The following is a 20,316-nucleotide window of genomic DNA, read 5'->3' on the forward strand; positions in this document are numbered from 1 at the left end:
GGCGCCCCCGGGGAGCTCCGGACGGAGCGGAACGTGGACGCTCAGGCCTGCTTGCGGTTGCGGCGCACCAGGGCCATCACGCCCAGGCCTGCCAGCAGCAGCGCCAGGGACTCGGGTTCCGGCACGGCGGCGGCGACGATCTCGGTGCCGGAGAAGGTCACCATGTCGTAGCGGATCGTGCCGGCGGCGCCGTAGCTGCCGCTGCCCGTGGCGGCGTAGGCACTGGTGCCGGGGGCGAACATGCTGACCAGTTGCACCGCGAACGACTCGTTGTTGGCGACGCCGGCGATGTTGGAGAAGTCGAACGTCAGGCCGTTCACGAAGACGCTGTCGCGCAGCATGCGGAAGGTGGTGGCCTGCAGCCAGTTGTCACCGTCGATGGTGTACAGCAGGGCGGTCCAGGCCGACGCGGTGGCGCTGTTGCGCTGGTCGAAGGTCAGGACGATGTTTTCGTAGGCGGTGGTGTCAACCGAGAACTGCACGCCGCGGGTCATGTTGCCGGTGCCCTGGGTGCCGTAGCCGGCGGTGTTCAGCGCCTGGCCGGTGCCGTTGCGGTCGGACGAGCCGGCCTGGCTGACGAAGGTCGTCGTCACGCCGTTGAGCGTCTCGAAGAACGCGCCGTTCATGCTCGACGTGTGCTTGGTGCTGCCCTTGTTGAAGTCCCAGAGCGCCACGGTGTCGGCGTACGCGCTGGAGGCGAGGAAGGCCGCGGCGGCCAGCAATGCAGGTTTGAATTTCATGGGGGCTCGGCTGTCAATAGTTAAAACGAACGTTTGCGCAAACGTTTCCGGCAAAACTTTGTCAGAAGTTGCGTGAATTTGTGGGCTTGACTTCGCCCTCGTTAGGAACGCGCGAAGCGTAGGGTTGCTTCGTGACAAGCAGGTTGCGGGGAAGCCCGAACTTCGGGATCTTCTGCCCCCTCGTTCGAGGGGGACGATGCGGGGCGGCCCCATGCGGGCGGTGCCGAAGGGGGGGATGTGCCGGTCCGCGATGCGGGCTGCACCGGGGAAGTGGGGATGCCGGGACAGCGCCGGGCGAGCGCCCGGCCAGGTTCAGGCCGCTTGCGGGGTCAGGCCGCTGGCCTCGTCCAGGAACTGCGCGGCATGGCGCCGCGTGCCGCTGGCGATGGGGCGCCAGGTGGTCTCGGGGAAGCCCGCGGGGAGCAGGCGCTCGACCGCGTCGAAGGCCTCTGGAATGCGACGGGCCATGTCGATCATCCGCGCCCAGGTGTCCCCGCCCGCCTGCCGCGCCAGCCCCAGCCAGTGGCGTGCGTGGATCTCGCTCAGGCGGTCATGCATGTTGCGGGACTTGATGCCCATGGCGAGCTTGGCTTGCTTGTAGGCGATCTGGTTGGACCCGATGCCGATGATGGGCCAGACCGACAACACGTCATAGAGCGGCGTCATGGCATACCGGCCACCGCGCAGATGCTGGATCGAAAAGTTCTTGGAATGGCCGTCGGTCGCCGCGAGCAGCCAGAACACAAATTGGGCGCTCGCAAATACGCTCGCATCCCCCTGGCGCTCGCTGAGGAGGAGCCGTTGCAGGCAGTCCTGCATCGTGGGCCCGCCGTCCGACTGGTACTTGCGCTCGGGCGCTAAGCCCATGGCCTGGCAGAAATCCTCCTGGGGAAGTCGAAGGATCCACGGGTCGCGGTCGCCTTGCCATTGCCGGTCGAAGCGCTCCACCACCAACGCCTTCATGTCGCCAAACGTCCCGATCTCGGTCTTCGCCACGGGAAATCCCAGGACATGAAGCAGTTGCGCACACAGCCATTCATTCTCGACCGACGCCGTCATGTCGGCACGCATGTTGCCCACCAGCCCCTGCGGCAGCTTCAAGATGTGTGTCGTCGGCGTGGCGCCCCTCGGGCGATGCCAGCGGCCGTCGATCCTGAGCAGCGCGGTTTTCTCCTGTGCACCCGCGATGGAAATGCGAAATTCCTCGTCGTCCTGATGGCCCAGCACCGAAGGCGACGTGACAGCCGCCAGGATGCGAGCCACGTCGCTGTCAACCAGCGGCTCCGATTCGATGTGATTCCACCCGTCGGGCCCCATGCCGGGCGGCAGGATTTGGAGTGCGCCGACGCAATCGCGGCCGATCGCCTTGAGCAGATCGAAGGCCCGATCCGTTGGGGTGAGGAAACGCTGGCGGATACGCCTGCGGATATGAGCGCTGTCCGGCAGCAGGTTCTCGAAGTAGTTGACCACCGTTTCCGAGCGGGGATCGGAGTCGAACCTCAATGAAAGCGACAACGGCCGCCCTTGAGGCGAATCCATCCACGAGCGTTCGTAGACGAGCGACGAGAGGCCGGATCGTTGCTGCGTCCACACGCCCACGGCCTGACCGTTCATCCACAGGTGAAGTTCCGACATCGCTGCCTACTCGCTGTCAAAGTGCTCCGCTGCTACCAGGGCTCATCCAGCGCCGAACCACTTCCACTCGAAGGGTCGCCGTCGTTCGGGGGCGCTGCGGTCCCCTTGCGGAAGCGTCGATCATCCGTCTCCAGGACGACCTCGGTTCCAAGCACGTGGAGCAGATGCAACAACTGGTCAAAGCTGACGCTTGACGGGTCGTTTTCGATGCGTGCGAAGCGGCTTTGGCTGACGCCCATGCGTTGCCCCACCTCAGACTGGCTCAGGCCTTGACGCCGACGAAGGGCCCGCAGATGAGCGGCCAACTGATCTGGTGTTTGCAACCGGAAATTCATGGCTGACCTCAATATGCTCCCTTTAGCATAGGGGAAATTTATGCCTTATTCAGCATAATTTTGATTCATGCCGTATTTGGCATAATCAGAATATATGCTGGATCAAGCATAAACACAAACTATGCCAAATTAAGCATAAACACTGCCGTAGGACAACCCCTTCCCCACAACCCTCCCCCGTCCGACCCTCGGGTCCACCGGCGAGCCCGAACATCGTCCCCACCGCCACCCCAGGGGCCGCCATGACCGAGATCCGCAAGGGCCAACAGCCGGCGGAGTTGACCCGCGAGCAATTCCACGAGCGCTTCATGCGGCGCTTCCACGACCCGGCCTTCCTGACCGAGCACGAGGCCATCGCGCGGCTGGAGACCATCGCGTGGCAAGCGATGAAGGAAGGCCGCAAGGCGCCCATCACGCGCCCGGCCGGCAACGGCTTCAAGGATCCGGCCTACGAGGTGTCGGTCGAATGGCTGGACGCGCATCAGCGCCTGAAGCTCGCGCAGCAGCGCTGGGCCGACCCCGCCACCCGTTCCCGCATCCTGCTGGTGTGCGGCAGCGATCGCAACGACGGCACCTGCCCCGGCGAGATGTCCAAGACCTGGCGGATGACGCAACTCGCCAAGGAGCAACTCGGCCGCCGCGACGTCATCGTCGACGTGCTGGACCTGAGCCTCATGACCTCCGAATACGGCCGTGAGATCCACCCCTGCAAGGGCTGCGTCTCGACCGCGATGCCACTGTGCCACTGGCCCTGCAGCTGTTATCCGAATCACGCGCTCGGCCAGGGCAGCGACTGGATGAACGAGATCTACGAGCGCTGGGTTTCCGCCCACGGCGTGATCCTGCTGACCCCGACCTACTGGTACCAGTCGCCGAGCGCGCTCAAGCTCATGATCGACCGCCTGGTCTGCGCCGACGGCGGCAATCCCGATCCGACCAGCACCCACGGCAAGACCGTCGCCGAGGCCAAGGCCCTGGAGGAAAAGGGCTGGGACTATCCCAAGCACCTGGACGGCCGCGTCTATGGACTGGTCGTGCACGGCGACGTCGCAGGCGTCGAGGTACAGCGTCGCAACCTGGGCGACTGGCTCGACTGGATGGGGCTGATCGACGCCGGCAGCCAGGCCAGCCTGGACCGCTATGTCGGCTACTACCAGCCCTACTTCGACAGCCACGAGGCCCTCGATCGCGACGAGGCCTTCCAGCGCGAGGTCCGCGCCGTGGCCGACGCCGTCGGCGACGCGGTCCAGCAACTGCGCGAGGGCCGGCTGAGCCGCCCCGAGCGCAAGCCGGTCCGGCCGAAATGAGCGCCCGGCGCGGGCGCGGGCGCGCCATGTGCCCCGCCTTTCACCCCGCCGCTCACCCCGCCAGGGCGCGCGCCAGTCCGCCCGGCGACGCCCTGGCGGGTCGCCCGCGCGCCCGGCCGCTGCCGCGCGTCGATGACGCTGGGAACGAGGCTTGCTCGCTTCCCGCTCGGTCCCTTGCCCTTCCCTTCACCGACAGGAGATTCCGATGGCCGCTCGACACGCCCAGTCCCAGTCCCAGTCCCAGTCCCCAAGCCGCGCCACGCCGCCGCGCGCGAAACTCCAGCCCGAGTTCCCACCGGACGCGCCGCCGGTGCCAACGTCCGACACGGATGTCGACGCGGACGACCTCGACAGCATCTACGGCCAACTGGTCAAGGGCGTCGGGCACGAGTTCGTGACCGACGCCAATGTCGACGAGCTCGCCAGCCGCGCGGAGCAGGACGGTCACCCCATCCTCGCCACCGAACTGCGCGAGTGGAAGGCACCCTGCTGATCCAGGCCGATTCAAGTCGCGCCGCATCCGGCGTCTTGCCCCGCGCCGCGGGCCGGCCGACATGAAAAAAGGCCGCCGTCCTCGCGGACGGCGGCCTTCCCAAGACGTCCCGCGGTCAGTCGCCGCCGGATCGATCGGCGGCGCCTGACGGCGCGCCCGTTCAGGGCAGCTTGTTCAACGCGTTGACCGCGTCGATCAGGCCGAAGCCGTCGAACAGGCTCCAGCCCTTGACCGCGGCACCGCCCGAGTACGGGATCACGCGCGCCGACGGCGTCGTCTGCAGCAGAGTCTTGATCTGCTTGGGGGTGAGCGTGCCGGGGCCGCCCGCCTTCTGCAGCATCAGGGCGGCGACCGCCGCCGCGTGCGGCGCGGCCGCGCTGGTGCCGAAGAAGTTGGGGAAGCCGTCGCCCTCGTAATCCGAACCCGGATAGAAGAACGTCGTGTTGCCGCCATCCGGCGCCGCGAAGTCGGGCTTCTTGCGCGTCTCGGCCACCGGCAGGCGATTGCCCGCGGCGTCCAGCGCGATCGTCACCGGGCCGGGGCTGCTGAAGCTCTCGAAGGCCGGAATGATCGCCGAGGCCGACGTGGTGTAGCGATATGCCGCCACGCTGTTGGCCGCCGCCGCCGCGCTGTGACCGAAGGTCGTCGGGCTGCTGCGCACCTGGAAGGCCGCGCCACCCCAACCACCCAGATTCACCAGGCGAACCCGCGATGCCTGCTTGGTGCCGCTGCTGGTGCGGCCCACCATGATCCGGTAGGCGCCCGTCGCGCCGCCGGACAGGCTGACCGACTCCATGCCGTAATCGCCGGCGATGTTGTTGCTCGCGAACGTGAAGACGCAGTTGCCGGCCGAATTGATCAGGTAGAAGTTCAGATCGGTCGTGACCTTGCCTTGGTAGAACGCGTCGTCCCACTGCATGATCAGCTTGGAGCCGCTACCGTTGTACGTCACCGGCAACGCGTAGGTGCCGCCGCCGAAGTCCAGGAAGCCACCCGCGACGTCGCCCTTGGTGCTGCCCGCGGACGGCGAGCTCGTGCAGCCCGTCAACGTCGTCAGGTTGATGTTGCCCAGCCCCGTCGGCGCGGTCGAGAAGGTGGCGTTCGGCACGTCGACCGAGCCATAACCGCCAGCCGAGCCCTGGTTGCCCGCGGACGAGAAGTACGACACCTGCTTGCCCGCCAGCGTCGTGCTGTTGACCACGTCGTTGACGGCCTGCGCGACCTGGCCGTCGGAGTAGAACGGCTCGTCGAAGTAGAAGACGTCGTCGACGATGATGTCGGCGTTGCAGGCGGGGTTGGTGCGCAGCGTGCGGATGTTGGCCGCGAAGGCGGCCTCGCCGGCGAAGGCGGTGGCGAAGCACTGGTCCGCGCCGGGCGCCACGTCCTGAACGATCTGCATCATCGCGCGGCCTTCGTCGGTGTTGCCCGACGCGACCGGCAGGTCGATGACGAACTTCGGCGGACGCAGGTCGCCGCTGGCGATGTCGTTGGCCGCGCGCACCGTCGTGAAGCTGGTCGGCGAGCCGTCGTACGAGTCGGACAGCACACCCACCGTGATGCCAGTGCCGAGCCAGCCCGCCGCGTTGGCGACGTTGCTGCGCAGCGTCAGCGTGCCGCCCGAGGTGGTCAGGCCGACGTTGCGCTGCGGGCGCTTGGTCAGCTTGGCCAGCTTCAGGCCGTTGGTGGCGGCCAGGCCCGCCAGCGCGGAGGTCGGCACGTAGGCCGAGATCGCGCCGTTGGCGAAGGCCGGGTTCACGCCGGTCACGTTGGCGCCGGCGGCGATCAGCGAGGCCTTGAAGTCCTCGATGGAGCTGCTGCCGTCGAGGTAGATGTCGACGAGCACGCGGCCCTCGCTGTCGGTCAGCTGGTCATAGCTGGCCTGCGGCGCGTCGGCGTCGGCGGACAGGGAACGCAGCTGGCGCTTGAATTGGCCGGCTTGCTTGGCTTGTTGCGCGTCGAGCAGGTCCGACAGCGCGCCGTCGAACTTGACTTGCTGCGCGTTGGCGGCGCCGCAGGCGGCCAGGGCGACCAGGGCGCTCAGCAGGCGGAGGCGATGGATGGATTTCATCGTTCTGATCCTCAGACGGTGGCAGGGGTGGACGAGGCCGCGGTCTTGCGGCGACGGATCAGGCCGACCGCGCCCAGCGCGGCGCCGACCAGCAGCAGGCTGCCGGGCTCCGGCACCACGGCGCTGGCGCCGGTCAGGACGATCTCGTAGCGGCCGGACTCGGCGCTGGTGCTGATCCAGTTGGTCAGCGGGCCCGCGCCCGGATTGGCGGCCACGTTGCCGCCCTGGCCCAGCAGCGACGGGAAGATCGCCGAGGTACCGCTCACCGGGGTGTAGCCGGCGCCGGTCACGGCCAGGTAATACAGGCCGGACACGGTCGGGATATAGCCGCTCAGCGTCGAGTACGGGCCGCCGACATCGCCGTCGTCGTCGTTGGCGATCAGGCCGCGGCCGAACGCGTCGAACAGGTACAGCACCGAATCGAAGTTGTTGAACGCGATCGACGATTCGGTCAGCGTCGCCGAGAAGGCCGTGCCCGCGGTCAGGTAGATCGCGAACATGTCGGCGGAACTGGCATCCAGCGTGCCGCGGATGGCGTCGATGCTGCCGGTGCCCAGCAGCACCTGCGCGGTGGCCAGGGTCTGGCCGGCGTCGCCGACCTCGTTGTACACGGCGGCGGCATGGCCGGACGTCGCGGCGCCCAGTGCCAGCGCCGCGATCGGCAGCCACTTCTTCTTGAAGCTAGAGACTCGCTTGAACATGGAAACCCCTCACGGTGAATTGTTTGGGCACACCGCGAAAACCTGTCCTGGCCGACCGCGATGTGGCACGGCGTGACGTAATGCACAACTTGTGCCAACTGGTTTTTCGAGCGTGGCCGATCGGTAAAGAAGTGCGATGGCACGCGGGCTTGGACGCTGTCGTGCCCTGTACACCCTGAATCCGGGTGGAGCCCCTCGAAGCGGGGATGTAAAAAGCATCGACTCCGGGTTAGCCAGGAGGCGGCTCGGCCGGGACCGCCCGCGGCCGCGTCGACCACGGCCCGACGACCGTCCCGGGAACGGTCCCAGGACGACATCGCGGACGGCACCGAGAACGGCGCCTGCGCGAGCCCCGTCGCTCAGCGCGTGGCCGCGCGCCGCATCGTGCCCGGAGACTGGCCGACGATGCGCTTGAAGGCGCGGCTGAACGAGGCCTCGGAGTCGTAGCCCAGGCGGTCCGCCGCCACGGCCACGCGCATCCCCTCCTGCGCGATCCAGCGGCGGGCCTGGAACATCTTCACCTTGGCCACGTATCGGGCCGGGCTCTCGCCGACGGTGCGGGTGAAGGCCGCCGCGAAACGCGAGCGGGACGCGCCCATCAGGTCGGCGAGCATGGGCACGGTCCAGTCCCGCTCCGGCTCGGCATGGATGGCGGCGATGACCTTGCCGATGCTGGGGCATTGCACCGCGGCGATCCAGCCGCTGGAGTCGCTGCAGGCGCATTCGACCCAGGCGCGGATGATGCTGGCGGCCAGCACGTCGGCCATGCGGGCCAGGATGCCGCAGGCGCCGATGCGGTCCAGCGCCACCTCGCGCTCCATCGCCTCCAGCAGCGCCGGCACGGTGGGATCGCGCTGGGCCAGGTCGTTGGCGCGCATTGCGTCCGGCATCATCGACAGCAGCGGGTGTAGCGGGTCGAGGTTGAAGCGCATCGCGCCGCAGAACAGCACGTCGATATCGACATCGACATCGGCATCGACATCGGCGGCGGCCTCGTCGTCCGTCGCCGCCCCATCGTCGCCCGCGCCCGCGCGCGGGCCGTGCGTGCCTCCGCGCGGCGCGATGCCGCGCTGCTCCGCGCCGACCAGATAGATGTTGTCCGCCACCGGCCGGCGGGCCAGCGTGTCGATGTCGACGGTGGGCACGTCGGGCGCGCTGGCCAGGATGTGCAGGCTGCCGCGTGGCAGCAGCACCGCGTCCCCGGCGTTGAGCCGCACCCACTCGCTGCCCGGCGTGCGCAGCCAGCAGCCGCCGCGCGCCACGAAATGGAAACGCGCCTCCGCCCGCGCCGGGAAGGCCACGGCCCAGGGCGCGCGCATCAGGCAGCGGCCGTACTCGACACCCTCCAGCCGCAACCCCAGCAGGATCTGTGTCAGCAGGTCCGCCGGGCGCAGCACCGTCGCCGGCAAGGGCGGTTGAACGGGCGGGAGCGGCGGCCGGCCCTGCGCGGCGGCCTTCAAGGACGCCTGGGACTCGGTCTGGGAGGACGCGCGCGACTGCCCTCGTGCCCTGGGCGCAGCCAGGTCCTGGGCGGGCACGAGCCTGGAGGAATCGTCAAGCATTCCGGCTCTTCCGACATGGAAACGCCAGCATGCTACCCCTAAGCTGACAGCCATTCCCGACTTCTCCTCACTGCCACCGTGACCCCTTCCTGCACCGATTGCCTCGATCCCCGCGATGCCGCCCAGGCGCCGCCCATCGGTTCCGCCTCCACGCCCCAGTCCACGTCCTCGCAGACACCGACGGCCGGCCAGGCTCGATGGGGGGCCGTCGCCGCGCTGACGCTGGGCGTCTTCGGCCTGGTCACCGCCGAATTCCTGCCCGCCAGCCTGCTCACGGCGATGGCTTCCGACCTGGGCATCAGCGCCGGCGCCGCCGGACAGACGGTGACCGCGACGGCCCTGGTCGGCGCGGTCGCCGCGCCCTCCATCCCGCTGCTGACGCGACGCTTCGACCGCCGCGTGGTGATGATCGCGCTGACGCTGCTGCTGCTGCTCTCCAACGCCATGGCGGCGACGGCCTCCAGCCTGCCGGTGCTGCTGTCGGCGCGGGTGTTGCTGGGCGTCGCGCTGGGCGGCTTCTGGTCGATGGCGGCGGCGCTGGCGATGCGGCTGGTGCCGGACCACCTGTTCGCGCGGGCGATGTCGTTGATCCTCACCGGGGTCTCGGTGGCCACCGTCTGCGCCGCGCCGATCGGCGCCTGGATGGGCGAGCTCTGGGGCTGGCGCAGCGCCTTCGTGGCCGCCGGCGCGGTCAGCGTGCTGACGCTGGTCGCCCAGATCCTCACCCTGCCCCGGCTGCCGCCCAAGGACAACCCCGACCTGCGCGTGCTCGGCGAGCTGCTCACCCGTCCCGGCGTGCGCGTGGCGCTGATGGCGGTGCTGCTGGTGATCTCCGGCCACTTCGCCGGCTTCACCTACATCCGGCCGCTGATGGAGAACATCACCCACCTGCCGGTCACCGCCGTCTCGGCCATCCTGCTCGGCTACGGCATCGGCGGCTTCTTCGGCAACCTGGCCGGCGGCTTCATCGCAGAGCGCAGCGAGCGCCGCGCCATCGTCGCCGGCGGCACGCTGATCGTGGTGCTGGCGGCGGCGCTGCTGCTGGCGGGCAGCTCCGCCTGGGTCACCGCCGTGGCGGTGGTGCTGTGGGGCTTCGCCTTCGGCGCCTTCCCGGTCGGCTTCCAGACCTGGATCGTCCGCGCCGCGCCCGATCAGGCCGAAGGCGCCGGCGGGCTGATGGTCGCCGCGTTCCAGATCGCGATCGCCAGCGGCGCCATCGGCGGCGGCATGCTCGTCGACCGCATCGGCGCGCTGGGTGGCCCGGCCTTCGCCGTCGCGACGATCACGCTGGGCACCCTGCTGACGCTGCGCCACGGCCCGCGGACCGCCTGATCGATCCCCGCCCATCGGCCGCCCCGTCGCCCCACCGTGCCGTCCCTGCCCGGCGGTGGTCGGTGGTCGGTGGTCGGGGCGAAGGGCCGAGGCGGGAGGACGAAGGCGGGGGCCGAATCGGTCACCGCAGGCCCGGTGACTCCTCCAGCCGGAAGCGCGCCACCGACGCCACCAGCGCCTGCGCCTGCTGCCGCAGGCTCTCCGCGGCGGCGGCGGATTCCTCGACCAGCGCGGCGTTCTGCTGCGTGACCTGGTCCATCTGGCTGACCGCCTCGCCGACCTGGTTCACGCCCTGGGACTGCTCGCTGGTCGCGCCGCTGATCTCGCCGACGACTTCGGTGACACGGCCGATCGCGGCGACGATCTCGTCCATCGTCTCGCCCGCCCGCTCGACCAGCCCCGAGCCGTGCTCGACACGCTCCACGCTGGCGGTGATCAAGGTCTTGATCTCCTTGGCCGCCCCGGCGCTGCGCTGCGCCAGCGACCGCACCTCGCTCGCCACCACCGCGAAGCCGCGGCCCTGCTCCCCGGCCCGGGCCGCCTCCACCGCCGCGTTGAGCGCCAGGATGTTGGTCTGGAACGCGATGCCGTCGATGACGCCGATGATGTCGGCGATGCGCTGGCTGCTGTCGTTGATGCCCTTCATGGTCTCGACGAACTGCGACACCACGGCGCCGCCGCGCTGCGCCACCTCGCTGGCGGTGCGCGCCAACTGATCCGCGCGCTGCGCGTTCTCGGAGGTCTGGCGCAAGGTCACGCCCAGCTCGCTCATCGTCGAGGCGGTTTCCTCCAGCGCGGCGGCCTGTTCCTCGGTGCGCTGGCTCAGATCGCCGTTGCCCATCGCAATCTGCGCGCTGGCGCTGGCCACGGACTCGCTGCCCTGGCGCACGCCGCCCACCACCTGCCGCAGGCCCTCCTGCATCGCCTTCAGCGCGGCGATCAGGCTGCGCTGGTCGCCGGGGCGGACCTCGATGTGGCCGCTCAGGTCCCCGTCGGCCACCTGCCGGACCAGGCGCGCCGCGTCGGACGGGTCCCCGCCCAGGATGCCGCGCACATGGCGCATCAGCAGCCACGCCAGGCCCACGGCCACGAGCAGCGCCATCAAGGTCAGCGACACATTCAGGCCGCGCCCCGTCTCGTAGTTGCGCGCCGCCGCCTCGCGCGAGCGCTGGCCGCCGGCGGCGTTGTAATCGGCGTTCTTCTCGATCGCCTGCACCCAGTGGTTGAAGGACGCCCGCGAGTCGCCGCGGAAGAAGTCCCGGGTCGCGGGGTCCACGCCCTCGACGGCCCGGGACAACTTCAGCAGCTTCTCCTGCGTCGAGAAATAGGCCTCCCGCGCGGCGACGATCTCGGCGTAGAGCCGGCGCTCCTCGTCGCTGCTGATGAAGGGCTGATAGGCCTTCTCCGCGAGCAACAGCTCCTCGCGGGCGGCGGCGATCGAGCGTTCGATCTGGTCCATCTCCCGCTCGTCCACGGACATGATGTGATCCGGCTCCATGCGCCGGATCTGGTTGGCCTTCACCCGGATCGCCGCCATGCTCTGGATGCTGGGCATCCAGTCGTCGGCGATCTCGGTGGTGTTGCGGTGGATTTCGCTCATCTGCATGAGCCCCATGCCGCCGACCAGCGCGCACAGCACCACCAGCATGACGAACGACGCGGCCAGCTTGGTAGCCAAGCGCCAATTAGCGATATTCATTGATTTTTTCTCCCTACGAACTGTTGTGACTCGCGCGCTCTCTTCGGCACGGTCGGACCGTGTCCGCGACAGTCGCACCCCGGGAAATCGGCAGATCGGCCGGCGGAGTTGAGGGAAACCGCCCGAAAGATCGCCCCACGGTCCCCAAGCGTGGCCCCTCGACGACGTGCGCACAAGCCCCGCGAACGCGCGGCGGCCTTTCCATGGGGCCTGTCACGCCGACATCGATCGGTTCTGGCAGGAGTGGCCGGAAGCCCGCCCGCTCAGGCGGCGACGGCCCACTCGGAATGCGGATGCTCGACCACGTGGATCTGGCCCTTGCCGCTGCGCTTGACGGCGTACATCGCCTCGTCGGCGGCGCGCAGCAACTCGCGGCCGGTATCGCCGGAGGTGCCCAGCACCGCCCCCATGCTGGCGCCGACGGTGACCTTCTCGCCGCTGTCCAGCGTGATCCGGCGCTGGATGGAGAACAGGCAGCGCTGCAGCAGTTGCTCGACGTCCTCGGCGCGGTGCGTGCCGGAGAGCAGGATCGCGAACTCGTCGCCGCCCAGGCGGGCGACCACGTCGTTGGACCGCACCAGTTCCTGCAGCCGACGCGCGACCTGGGTCAGCACCTCGTCGCCGGCTTCATGGCCGTGACGGTCATTGATCAGCTTGAAGCCGTCCAGATCCAGGTAGCAGACCGCGAAGCCGCGGCCGGTGCGGCGCGCGGTGTTGAGCGCGTCGCCCACCTTCTCCTCGAACAGACGGCGGTTGGGCAGGTTGGTCAGCACGTCGCGCAGCGCCAGATGCTGGGCCTGCTCCTCGCTGCGCTTGAGGGCGTCGATGTCGACCAGCATCCACATCGATTCCGTCTCGGACGCGACGGTGCCGTGCAGGTCGACCCAGAACTCGGAACCGTCCTTGCGCCGCATCCGCAGCTGGGTGTGGAAACGTCCGTCGGTCCGGATCGTGGCGCGGGAGACGTCGCGGGTGTGCGCATGCTCCTGGGGGCTGAGGAACAGCATCTCGGCGGGCTGGCCGACGATCTCGCCGGGGCCGTAGCCGAACATGCGCTCCAGCGCCGGATTGCCCCAGACCGCGCGGCTGTCGCGCACGCGCACCATGCCGATCAGGTCGTTCTGCAACATCGCGTCCTGCTCGCGGGCCAGCCGCTGCAGCGCGATCTTCGAGCGCCGCTCGCCGCGATGGATGCGGTGGATCAGCCAGGAGACCGCCGCCACCGCCAGCGCCACCAGCGCCGCGAGCAGCGATTGCTGCACCACCTGGTTGCGCCAGCCGGCGAGGAAATACTCGCTGCTCATGCCGGTGAACAGCGTCATCGGATACCCCGACACCTTGCGGTAGGCGGTGATGCGCTCGACGCGGTCGAGCGCGGTCGGGGTCACGTAGACGCCTCGCTCGGGGTTCTGGCTCAACGCGCGTTGCGACTCGCCCGACAGCAGCCGCTCGCCGAAGCCCTGGGTCGAGGCCGGCTCGATGGCGGAGTAGCGGGCCACCAGCCGCATCCCGTCGGAGCGCAGCGAGACGGCGCCGGACGGGCCCAGGGAGACGCCGCTGAAGCGGTCGACGAAGTGCTGCGCGGTCACCACCGCGTAGACGACGCCGTTGAAGCGCCCCTCATGGTCGATCAGGCGGCGGGCCAGGATGATGCACCAGTGGCCCTGCGTGCGGCTGTTCACGGGCTCGGAGATGACCATCGCGTCGGTCTTGCGCGCCTGGATGAAGTAGTCGCGATCGCCGATGTTGAACGGGCGCTCGCCCCGCGTCAGGCCGCGGGTGACGGTGCCGTTGACGTCCGCGATGCGCAGCGCCGCGATCTGCGGCAGCAGGCCGTGCTGCTCCTCCAGCAGGCGCGCCACCATCTCGTCCTGGCCCAGCGACTGCGGCGCGCTGCGATAGCGCAGCGCCACGGTGGCCAGCGCGTTGTCGGTGTTGCGGAGTTCCGCGCCCACGTCGCTCGCGATGCTCTGCGCCAGGTTCTCGACGACGTCGCGGGCCCGGTCGGTCTCGGTGCGGCGATGGCTCCACAGGCTCAGCGTCGTCATGGCGACCAGCGCCACGACCATCAACGCGTTGCCCAGGATCAACCAGGTGGCCATGCGTCCGGGCGGGTTCCAGGCGAGCTTCATGGCGGTCCTCCGTGAGACGGTGGGGCGGTCAGTCGTTGAGCGGGATCTGGGCGGGCGCGCCCGTCGCCCCATGGGCGGCGGCGCGGCGGCTCAGATCGTTCAGGTCGGCGAGCAGTTGCTCGAAGTCGAACGCCTTGTCGTAGAAGGCGTCGGCGCCGCGGCCGCGGCACAGGCCGGCATAGAGGGCGCTGTCCTCGGAGCTCAGCACGAAGACCCGGCCGGCGAAGTCGCGGCGGCGGATCCGCGACAGCACCGACAGGCCCGTGCCCTGCGCCAGCTGCAGGTCCAGCACGACGACGTCGGGCGCGGTCGCCATGACGGCGTCCACGGCCTCGTCCTCGCCGGAGGCCTGGGCGACGACGGTGATCCCGTCGAGCTTCTCGGCGCGCCGAACCAGGAGTTGGCGCACCGGAACGTTATCTTCGATGACAGCGACTTTCATGGAAGCAATATTCGGCGCGGGTGGCCTTCGGCGCCACCGCCGCGCTGCCCCTCCGACTGAGCGCCGGTTGCGACAGCCGGTGTAGGCGCTTGACCTACAGCCGCGCGAACAGACGGGAGCCGGGGTCGATCAAGGCGGGAGCCGACATCGCCGCCGCCACGTCCGACGACGTTCCGTGACGGCCTGCGTGATCGGCGCTGTCGGCGCTGTCGGCGCCGCTCAGCGCGCCCGGAGCGCGGCGGCCAGGTACGGCGCCGTCCTCGATCCGCTCCCGGCCGGGCTGGCCGCCACCTGGGCCGGCGTGCCCTGGGCCACGATGCGTCCTCCCGCGCCGCCGGCGCCGGGGCCCAGGTCCACCACCCAGTCGCTGCCGGCGACGATGCGCATCTCGTGCTCCACGACGATCACCGTGTTGCCCGCGTCGACCAGGTCCTGCAACTGCGCCATCAGCTTGTCGACGTCGGACGGATGCAGCCCGGTGGTGGGCTCGTCCAGCACGTACAGCGTGTGGCCGCGCTGCGCGCGCTGCAGCTCGGTGACCAGCTTGATGCGCTGGGCCTCGCCGCCGGAGAGCTCCGTCGCCGGCTGCCCGAGCCGCAGGTAACCCAGGCCGATGCCGCGCAGCAGCCCCAGCGGCCGGGCCAGCGCGGGCTCGTCGGCGAAGAACTCGGAGGCCGCGTCCACCGTCATGCCCAGCACGTCCGCGATGCTGCGCCCGCGATGGCGGATCTTCAGCGTCGCCTCGTTGTAGCGCGCGCCGTGGCAGGTCGGGCAAGGCGCGAAGACGCTGGGCATGAACAGCAACTCCACGCTGACGAAGCCCTCGCCCTCGCAGGTCTCGCAGCGGCCCTTGGCGACGTTGAACGAGAAACGCCCCGCGTCGTAACGCCGCTTCTTCGCCTCCGGCGTCGCGGCGAAGAGCTTGCGGACATGGTCGAACAGCCCGGTGTAGGTCGCCAGGTTGGAGCGCGGCGTGCGGCCGATCGGCTTCTGGTCGACCTGCACCAGGCGGCGGATGGACTCGGCGCCGGCGGCGATGTGGCCCCCGGTGAGCCGCATCGTGTCGGGTTCGGCGTCCTCGTCGTCCTCCGCCGCCGGCGGCTCATGGCCGAGATGGGCGCCGACCAGGTCCACCAGCGCCCGGCTGACCAGCGACGACTTGCCCGAACCCGACACCCCGGTCACCGCGGTGAACACGCCCAGCGGGAAGGCCGCATCCAGCCGGTCCAGGTTGTTCTGCGTCACGCCCGCCAGCCTCAGCCATCCGGTCGGCGCGCGCGGCGCCGGCCGCGCGGGGGCGTCGTCGCTGAACAGGTAGTCGGCGGTGCGGGAAGCCGCGACCGCGCGCAGGCCCGCCGGCGGCCCGCTGTAGAGCACCTGCCCGCCGAGCTCCCCCGCGGCCGGGCCGACATCGACGATCCAGTCGGCCGCGCGCATCAGGTTCAGGTCGTGCTCGACGACGTAGACCGAGTTGCCCGATGCCCTCAACTGCCGCAGCGATGCCAGCAGCGCCTCGCCGTCGGCCGGATGCAGGCCGGCGGACGGCTCATCCAGCACGTAGATCACGCCGAACAGGTTGGAGCAGATCTGCGTGGCCAGCCGCAGCCGCTGCAGCTCGCCGGGCGACACCGACGGCGTGGTCCGGTCCAGCGACAGATGGCCCAGCCCCAGGGACAGCAGCGGGCGCAGGCGCATCAGCACGTCGTCGACGAGGCGCGCGGCGGCGAGCCGCTTTTCCTCGCTCAGCTCCGACGGCGTGGCCCGCGCCAGCCGATCCGCCAGGTGCCCCAGCGGCAGTTGCGCCAGCGCCCCGATGTCCATGCCGCCGAAGGTGACGGCCAGCGCCTCGCGCTTGAGCCGCTTGCCGTCGCAGACCGGGCAGGCCCCGCCGACCATGTAGCGCGACACGCGCCGCTTCATCAGCGCGCTCTGCGTCGTCGCGAAGGTATGCAGCACATAGCGGCGCGCGCTGGTGAAGGTGCCCTGGTAGCTCGGCTCCATCTTGCGGCGCAGCGCGTCCTTCGTCTCTTCCGGCGTGAAGCCGGCATAGACCGGCACCGTCGGCTGCTCCTCGGTGAAGAGGATCCAGTCGCGCGTCTTGCGCGGCAACGCGCGCCAGGGCTTGTCGACGTCGATGCCCATCGTCACCAGGATGTCCCGCAGGTTCTGCCCGTGCCAGGCGGGCGGCCACGCGGCCACGGCGCGCTCGCGGATCGTCAGCGAGTCGTCGGGCACCATCGACGCCTCGGTCACCTCGTAGACGCGGCCCAGGCCGTGGCAATGCGGGCACGCGCCCTGCGGCGTGTTGGGCGAGAAGTCCTCGGCGTACAACATCGGCTGCCTCGCCGGATATCGGCCGGCGCGCGAATAGAGCATCCGCAGCAGCGACGACAGCCCCGTCACGCTGCCCACCGACGAGCGCGCGCTGGGCGTGCCCCGCTGCTGCTGCAACGCGACGGCGGGCGGCAGGCCGTCGATGCTGTCGACGGCGGGCACTCCGACCTGATCGATCAGGCGACGGGCGTAGGGCGCCACCGACTCGAAGTAGCGCCGCTGCGCCTCCGCATAGATGGTGCCGAAGGCCAGCGAGGACTTGCCGGAGCCGGACACGCCGCTGAACACCACCAGCGCGTCACGCGGCACGTCGACATCGACGTTCTTGAGGTTGTGCTCGCGCGCGCCCCGCACCTGGACGAAGGCGGCGCGACCATCGCCGGCGCGGGTCCCGGGGCGGGTATCGGAGGAAGGAGCGGAAGCAGGTCGTTTGGGCAAGTCATCACCTCGGAGGCAGCGCGCGGCAAGGCGCATTCCCAGGGCGGGCCCGCGACGCCATCGATGCGCCCGCCGGGCCCCGGGTCGGCGGCGATTGTCCTTCGCCGTCGGCGTCGTGCCGGGCGCTCGGCGACCGCTTGCCGCTGGCTTGCCGCTTCGCGAAACGCGACTCGGTTGTCATGCAGGCACAACCTGACCCCGGAGGCGATGCCTCGTCGGCCTGGCCGAGCCAGCGAACGTCGACCCCCTTCATCAGTTGGAGTGGGGGGACTGACCTACTGGCACTGATTCCCCCATCGGGAACGCTCTTCGGGGGGAATCGGAATCGGCCTCCTCAGGCAGACACTGGTCGCCATCGATTCAAACGACGGACGTCGGAAAGGATGGGCGACATGGATGCTCTGATGAACGTGGATGTGGAGCCGCCGCTGGCGGCGGGCCCGGGCTTGAGGAGCCCGGCGCGGACGATGCCGGGGCTGGACGAGTTGGTGCGGGTGCTCAGGAATCCGGAGCTGGTGTTCGGCGCCATGAGCACGCATCCTGCGTGCTACAGGGAAGATCCGGTGGACTGGGCAGTGGTGCCCGCCGAGATCCAGCGGATTCTCGAGGTTGACGGCTGCACCTGCGACTCGGTCCTCCGCGCCTTCCAGGTCGCTGCGGAGGTTCTGCGGCGGCACGGGGTACTCACCTGCCACGGGCCGGTGGACCTGGCATTCCTGGAACACGACGACTGCACCTGGAGCCTGCGTGCCCACGTGACCCTGGACGCAGACCACGACCTGACTTTCGATCTGACAGCCGAGTTCTATCGCCAGTTGAGCGAGCTGGACGTGCTGCCCTTTGTTTTCCACATTTCGTTCGACTCCTGCTGGCCCTTCGACGAATCGAGGTTGGCCAGTCTTGAGTTTCTCTATGACAACGATGCCCAGGATGAGCCCGCCAGCGACGGCGTCCATCGCTGAGGGAGACCAGGAACTACTGTCATGGCAATCACCCATCGAGACCTGCTGCGTCTGGCTGTCCGACAGGCCATGACCCCGACGGAGCCGTGGCGTCGTTCGGCCATTTCGCGTGCCTACTACGCGGCATTCCATCGTTGCCTGCTGTGGGAGAAGGCGTTGCCCCACAAGAGCAGGGTCAAGACATCCGGCGGCGCGCACAAGCAACTGATCGATCGACTGTTGGCGCCGCATCCGGCATGCGGGCCGCTCGTGGCGAAGCGCTCGAAAGACCTCGGTGAACTCCTGGCGGTTCAGAGAGATCGACGCGTCGACGCGGACTATCGCTTGAAGAAGCAGATCAGCGCCACCGATCTCGCGCGGCAGATGGCGCAGGCAGCGGCGGTACTGAAGGCGTGCGAACGCTGATCCCGCATACGCCAGCGGACAGGCGTCCGCCGTCCCCTTGGCCTATGCTTGCGCCACCCCGCCCCGGGCCTCGCCCGCCATGCTCAAGGATCCCTCATGCGCCAAGCCTTCCGCCGTTCCATGATCCTCGCCGCGCTGACCGGCGCCTGCGTCCTGCCCGCGCTGGCCGACAGCATCGCCACCTCGGCCTCCAGCGCCGGGTCCGTGTCCTCGCGCACGCTGTCCGACTCGATCGGCCAATCGAGCGACAGCTCCAGCCGTGACCGCAAGGTCGCGCAGGGCGAGTACCGCGTGCTCGCCGTCGAGCAGGCCGCCGGCCGCGCCGACACCACCCGTTTGCGCCTGCAACCGGTGCGCGCCGAGGGCGGCGAGGAGTTCTTCCTCTTCGTCCCCGACCGCGCCATCGAGGCCAAGCCGCTGCGTGTCGGCGACCACGTGCTGGCGCGCCAACGTGCCTACGGTTTCGAATTCGCCCGCGCGGAGAACCAGGAAGCCTTCCTGCTCGCGCTGCGTGACGACTGGCATCGCGAGCTCGAATCGCACCCGGTGACGCTGTGATCCGCGCGGCGCGGCTCGCCGCGCTGCTGACAGCCGCCACCGTGACCGTCGCCGTGCCCGCCTCGGCCCACGCGGCCACGTTCTGCGACCGGCCCGCCGAGATCAACGCGTCCGAGCAGGACCGCCAGCTGCAGGTCGTCGCCGCCGTCCGCGACGAGCTCGACCGCATCGGCGGCGCGGCGGTGCTGGTGTCGCGCTCCGGCACCGACCTGAGCCGTTTCAAGATTCAGTACTCCCACAGCGGCATCGCGCTGCGGGACAGCCGCAACGGGCCGTGGTCGGTGCGGCAGCTCTATTACGCCTGCAGCGAGTCGCAGGCGCGGCTGTTCGACCAGGGCCTCGCCGGTTTCCTGCTGAGCGCCGGCAACACGGCGCCCACGCGGATGTCGCTGGTTGCGTTGCCCCAGAACGGCGGCGACCGGCTCGCCGAAGCGGCGCTCGACAACCGGCTCGCGCTGGCGCTGCTGTCGCCGCGCTACAGCGCCAACGCCTACACCTTCTCCACGCGGTATCAGAACTGCAATCAATGGGTCGCGGAGATGATGGCGTTCGCTTGGACGCCGCACGCGGCGGCATCTTCGGCTTCGGCTTCGGCTTCGGCTTCGGCTTCGGCTTCGGCTTCGGCTTCGGCTTCGGAGTCAGCATCGCCCGGCGCCGGGACCGCCATCGCGGCGCCGACGCGCGCGCAGGCGCAGCACTGGCTGGCGGCGCTGGGCTACGACCCGGCGCCGGTCGTCGTGCCATCGCACGCGATCATGTTCGCCGCCCAGTTCGTGCCGCTGATCCACACCGACGATCACCCCGTCGACGACCTGTATGCGATGCGACTGCGCGTCTCGACCCCGGCCGCGCTGGAGACCTTCGCGCGGCGGCAGTGGCCGCGCGCGCGGCGCGTCGAGTTCTGCGCGGTCGACCGGCGCATCGTCGTGCGCCGCGGCTGGGAGCCGCTGGGCGCGGACTGCCGCCCCGGCGAAGCGGACGAGGTCATCCCGCTGATCTAGGACAGGTCCGCGCAGCAGGGACCGGTCCGCGCCGCCAGTGAGTCGGTGCCGAAAGCCGCCGACTCGTCGCCGTTGCCACGGCTTCGGCGAGCGAGGCAGACCACTCCTAGGGGGTGCCCCCCACTTGTTGGGATGTCCGGTCCCTCGCCCCTGCACGAATCTGAGGCCGGAC

At 69.6% G+C, this 20,316-nt stretch carries 17 protein-coding genes; 7 read left to right on the plus strand and 10 right to left on the minus strand.

Annotation, left to right across the window (positions count from 1 at the left end; all coding sequences use genetic code 11):
- Positions 1-41 precede the first annotated feature (41 nt).
- The 3 genes from CDN99_RS05030 to CDN99_RS05040 all read right to left on the minus strand — a co-directional run bounded on the left by CDN99_RS05030 (position 42) and on the right by CDN99_RS05040 (position 2,710).
- Positions 42-740 (minus strand): PEP-CTERM sorting domain-containing protein, encoded by a 699-nt coding sequence (locus CDN99_RS05030; protein WP_238139361.1) that lies wholly within the window; start codon positions 738-740, stop codon positions 42-44.
- Positions 741-1,052: 312 nt separating this feature from the next.
- Positions 1,053-2,375 (minus strand): type II toxin-antitoxin system HipA family toxin, encoded by a 1,323-nt coding sequence (locus CDN99_RS05035; protein WP_088383081.1) that lies wholly within the window; start codon positions 2,373-2,375, stop codon positions 1,053-1,055.
- A 32-nt stretch (positions 2,376-2,407) separates the two neighbouring features.
- Complete coding sequence (locus CDN99_RS05040; protein ID WP_088383083.1) at positions 2,408-2,710, minus strand: helix-turn-helix domain-containing protein; 303 nt, start codon at positions 2,708-2,710, stop codon at positions 2,408-2,410.
- Positions 2,711-2,952: 242 nt separating this feature from the next.
- Here CDN99_RS05040 and CDN99_RS05045 point away from each other — a divergent pair, with 242 nt between their 5' ends.
- Complete coding sequence (locus CDN99_RS05045; RefSeq protein ID WP_088383085.1) at positions 2,953-4,017, plus strand: flavodoxin family protein; 1,065 nt, start codon at positions 2,953-2,955, stop codon at positions 4,015-4,017.
- A 205-nt stretch (positions 4,018-4,222) separates the two neighbouring features.
- A complete protein-coding gene (locus CDN99_RS05050) occupies positions 4,223-4,510 on the plus strand; it encodes a hypothetical protein (protein ID WP_088383087.1) in 288 nt (95 codons plus the stop codon).
- A 160-nt stretch (positions 4,511-4,670) separates the two neighbouring features.
- On the opposite strand, the gene CDN99_RS05055 is transcribed toward CDN99_RS05050, so the two are convergent.
- The 3 genes from CDN99_RS05055 to CDN99_RS05065 form a co-directional block, all read right to left on the minus strand.
- On the minus strand, positions 4,671-6,578 hold the full coding sequence (locus CDN99_RS05055) for a S8 family serine peptidase (protein ID WP_088383089.1): 1,908 nt from the start codon (positions 6,576-6,578) through the stop codon (positions 4,671-4,673).
- Positions 6,579-6,589: 11 nt separating this feature from the next.
- The gene (locus tag CDN99_RS05060; RefSeq protein WP_088383091.1) at positions 6,590-7,279 is read right to left on the minus strand and encodes a PEP-CTERM sorting domain-containing protein; all 690 of its coding nucleotides are present in this window, start codon (positions 7,277-7,279) and stop codon (positions 6,590-6,592) included.
- Positions 7,280-7,638: 359 nt separating this feature from the next.
- Positions 7,639-8,841, minus strand: a complete 1,203-nt coding sequence (locus tag CDN99_RS05065; RefSeq protein WP_088383093.1) for an AraC family transcriptional regulator — start codon at positions 8,839-8,841, stop codon at positions 7,639-7,641.
- A gap of 135 nt (positions 8,842-8,976) precedes the next feature.
- On the opposite strand from CDN99_RS05065, the gene CDN99_RS05070 reads away from it, so the two are divergent.
- Entirely contained in the window at positions 8,977-10,173 is a 1,197-nt protein-coding gene (locus CDN99_RS05070; RefSeq protein ID WP_088383447.1) for an MFS transporter, read from the plus strand.
- A gap of 121 nt (positions 10,174-10,294) precedes the next feature.
- On the opposite strand, the gene CDN99_RS05075 is transcribed toward CDN99_RS05070, so the two are convergent.
- The 4 genes from CDN99_RS05075 to CDN99_RS05090 form a co-directional block, all read right to left on the minus strand.
- Entirely contained in the window at positions 10,295-11,872 is a 1,578-nt protein-coding gene (locus tag CDN99_RS05075; protein WP_088383095.1) for a methyl-accepting chemotaxis protein, read from the minus strand.
- A 263-nt stretch (positions 11,873-12,135) separates the two neighbouring features.
- Positions 12,136-14,004 carry a sensor domain-containing diguanylate cyclase gene (locus CDN99_RS05080; protein WP_158218759.1) on the minus strand — a complete coding sequence of 623 codons (1,869 nt, stop codon included), beginning with the start codon at positions 14,002-14,004 and terminating at the stop codon, positions 12,136-12,138.
- Positions 14,005-14,032: 28 nt separating this feature from the next.
- A complete protein-coding gene (locus tag CDN99_RS05085; RefSeq protein WP_088383099.1) occupies positions 14,033-14,446 on the minus strand; it encodes a response regulator in 414 nt (137 codons plus the stop codon).
- A 219-nt stretch (positions 14,447-14,665) separates the two neighbouring features.
- Positions 14,666-17,254: an excinuclease ABC subunit UvrA gene (locus CDN99_RS05090; protein ID WP_158218760.1), complete on the minus strand. Its 2,589-nt coding sequence runs from the start codon at positions 17,252-17,254 to the stop codon at positions 14,666-14,668.
- A gap of 356 nt (positions 17,255-17,610) precedes the next feature.
- Here CDN99_RS05090 and CDN99_RS05095 point away from each other — a divergent pair, with 356 nt between their 5' ends.
- The 4 genes from CDN99_RS05095 (at position 17,611) to CDN99_RS05110 (ending at position 20,144) form a co-directional block, all read left to right on the plus strand.
- Entirely contained in the window at positions 17,611-18,180 is a 570-nt protein-coding gene (locus CDN99_RS05095) for a hypothetical protein (protein WP_141100639.1), read from the plus strand.
- 21 nt (positions 18,181-18,201) lie between these two features.
- Entirely contained in the window at positions 18,202-18,585 is a 384-nt protein-coding gene (locus CDN99_RS05100) for a HEPN domain-containing protein (protein WP_141100640.1), read from the plus strand.
- A gap of 96 nt (positions 18,586-18,681) precedes the next feature.
- Complete coding sequence (locus CDN99_RS05105) at positions 18,682-19,143, plus strand: hypothetical protein (protein WP_169727027.1); 462 nt, start codon at positions 18,682-18,684, stop codon at positions 19,141-19,143.
- On the plus strand, positions 19,140-20,144 hold the full coding sequence (locus CDN99_RS05110) for a DUF2145 domain-containing protein (protein WP_238139362.1): 1,005 nt from the start codon (positions 19,140-19,142) through the stop codon (positions 20,142-20,144). Before CDN99_RS05105 ends, CDN99_RS05110 begins: the two co-directional genes overlap by 4 nt.
- Positions 20,145-20,316 lie beyond the last annotated feature (172 nt).

Origin of the sequence: Roseateles aquatilis, from assembly GCF_002205645.1 — a bacterium.
GTDB classification, from domain to species: domain Bacteria; phylum Pseudomonadota; class Gammaproteobacteria; order Burkholderiales; family Burkholderiaceae_C; genus Roseateles; species Roseateles aquatilis.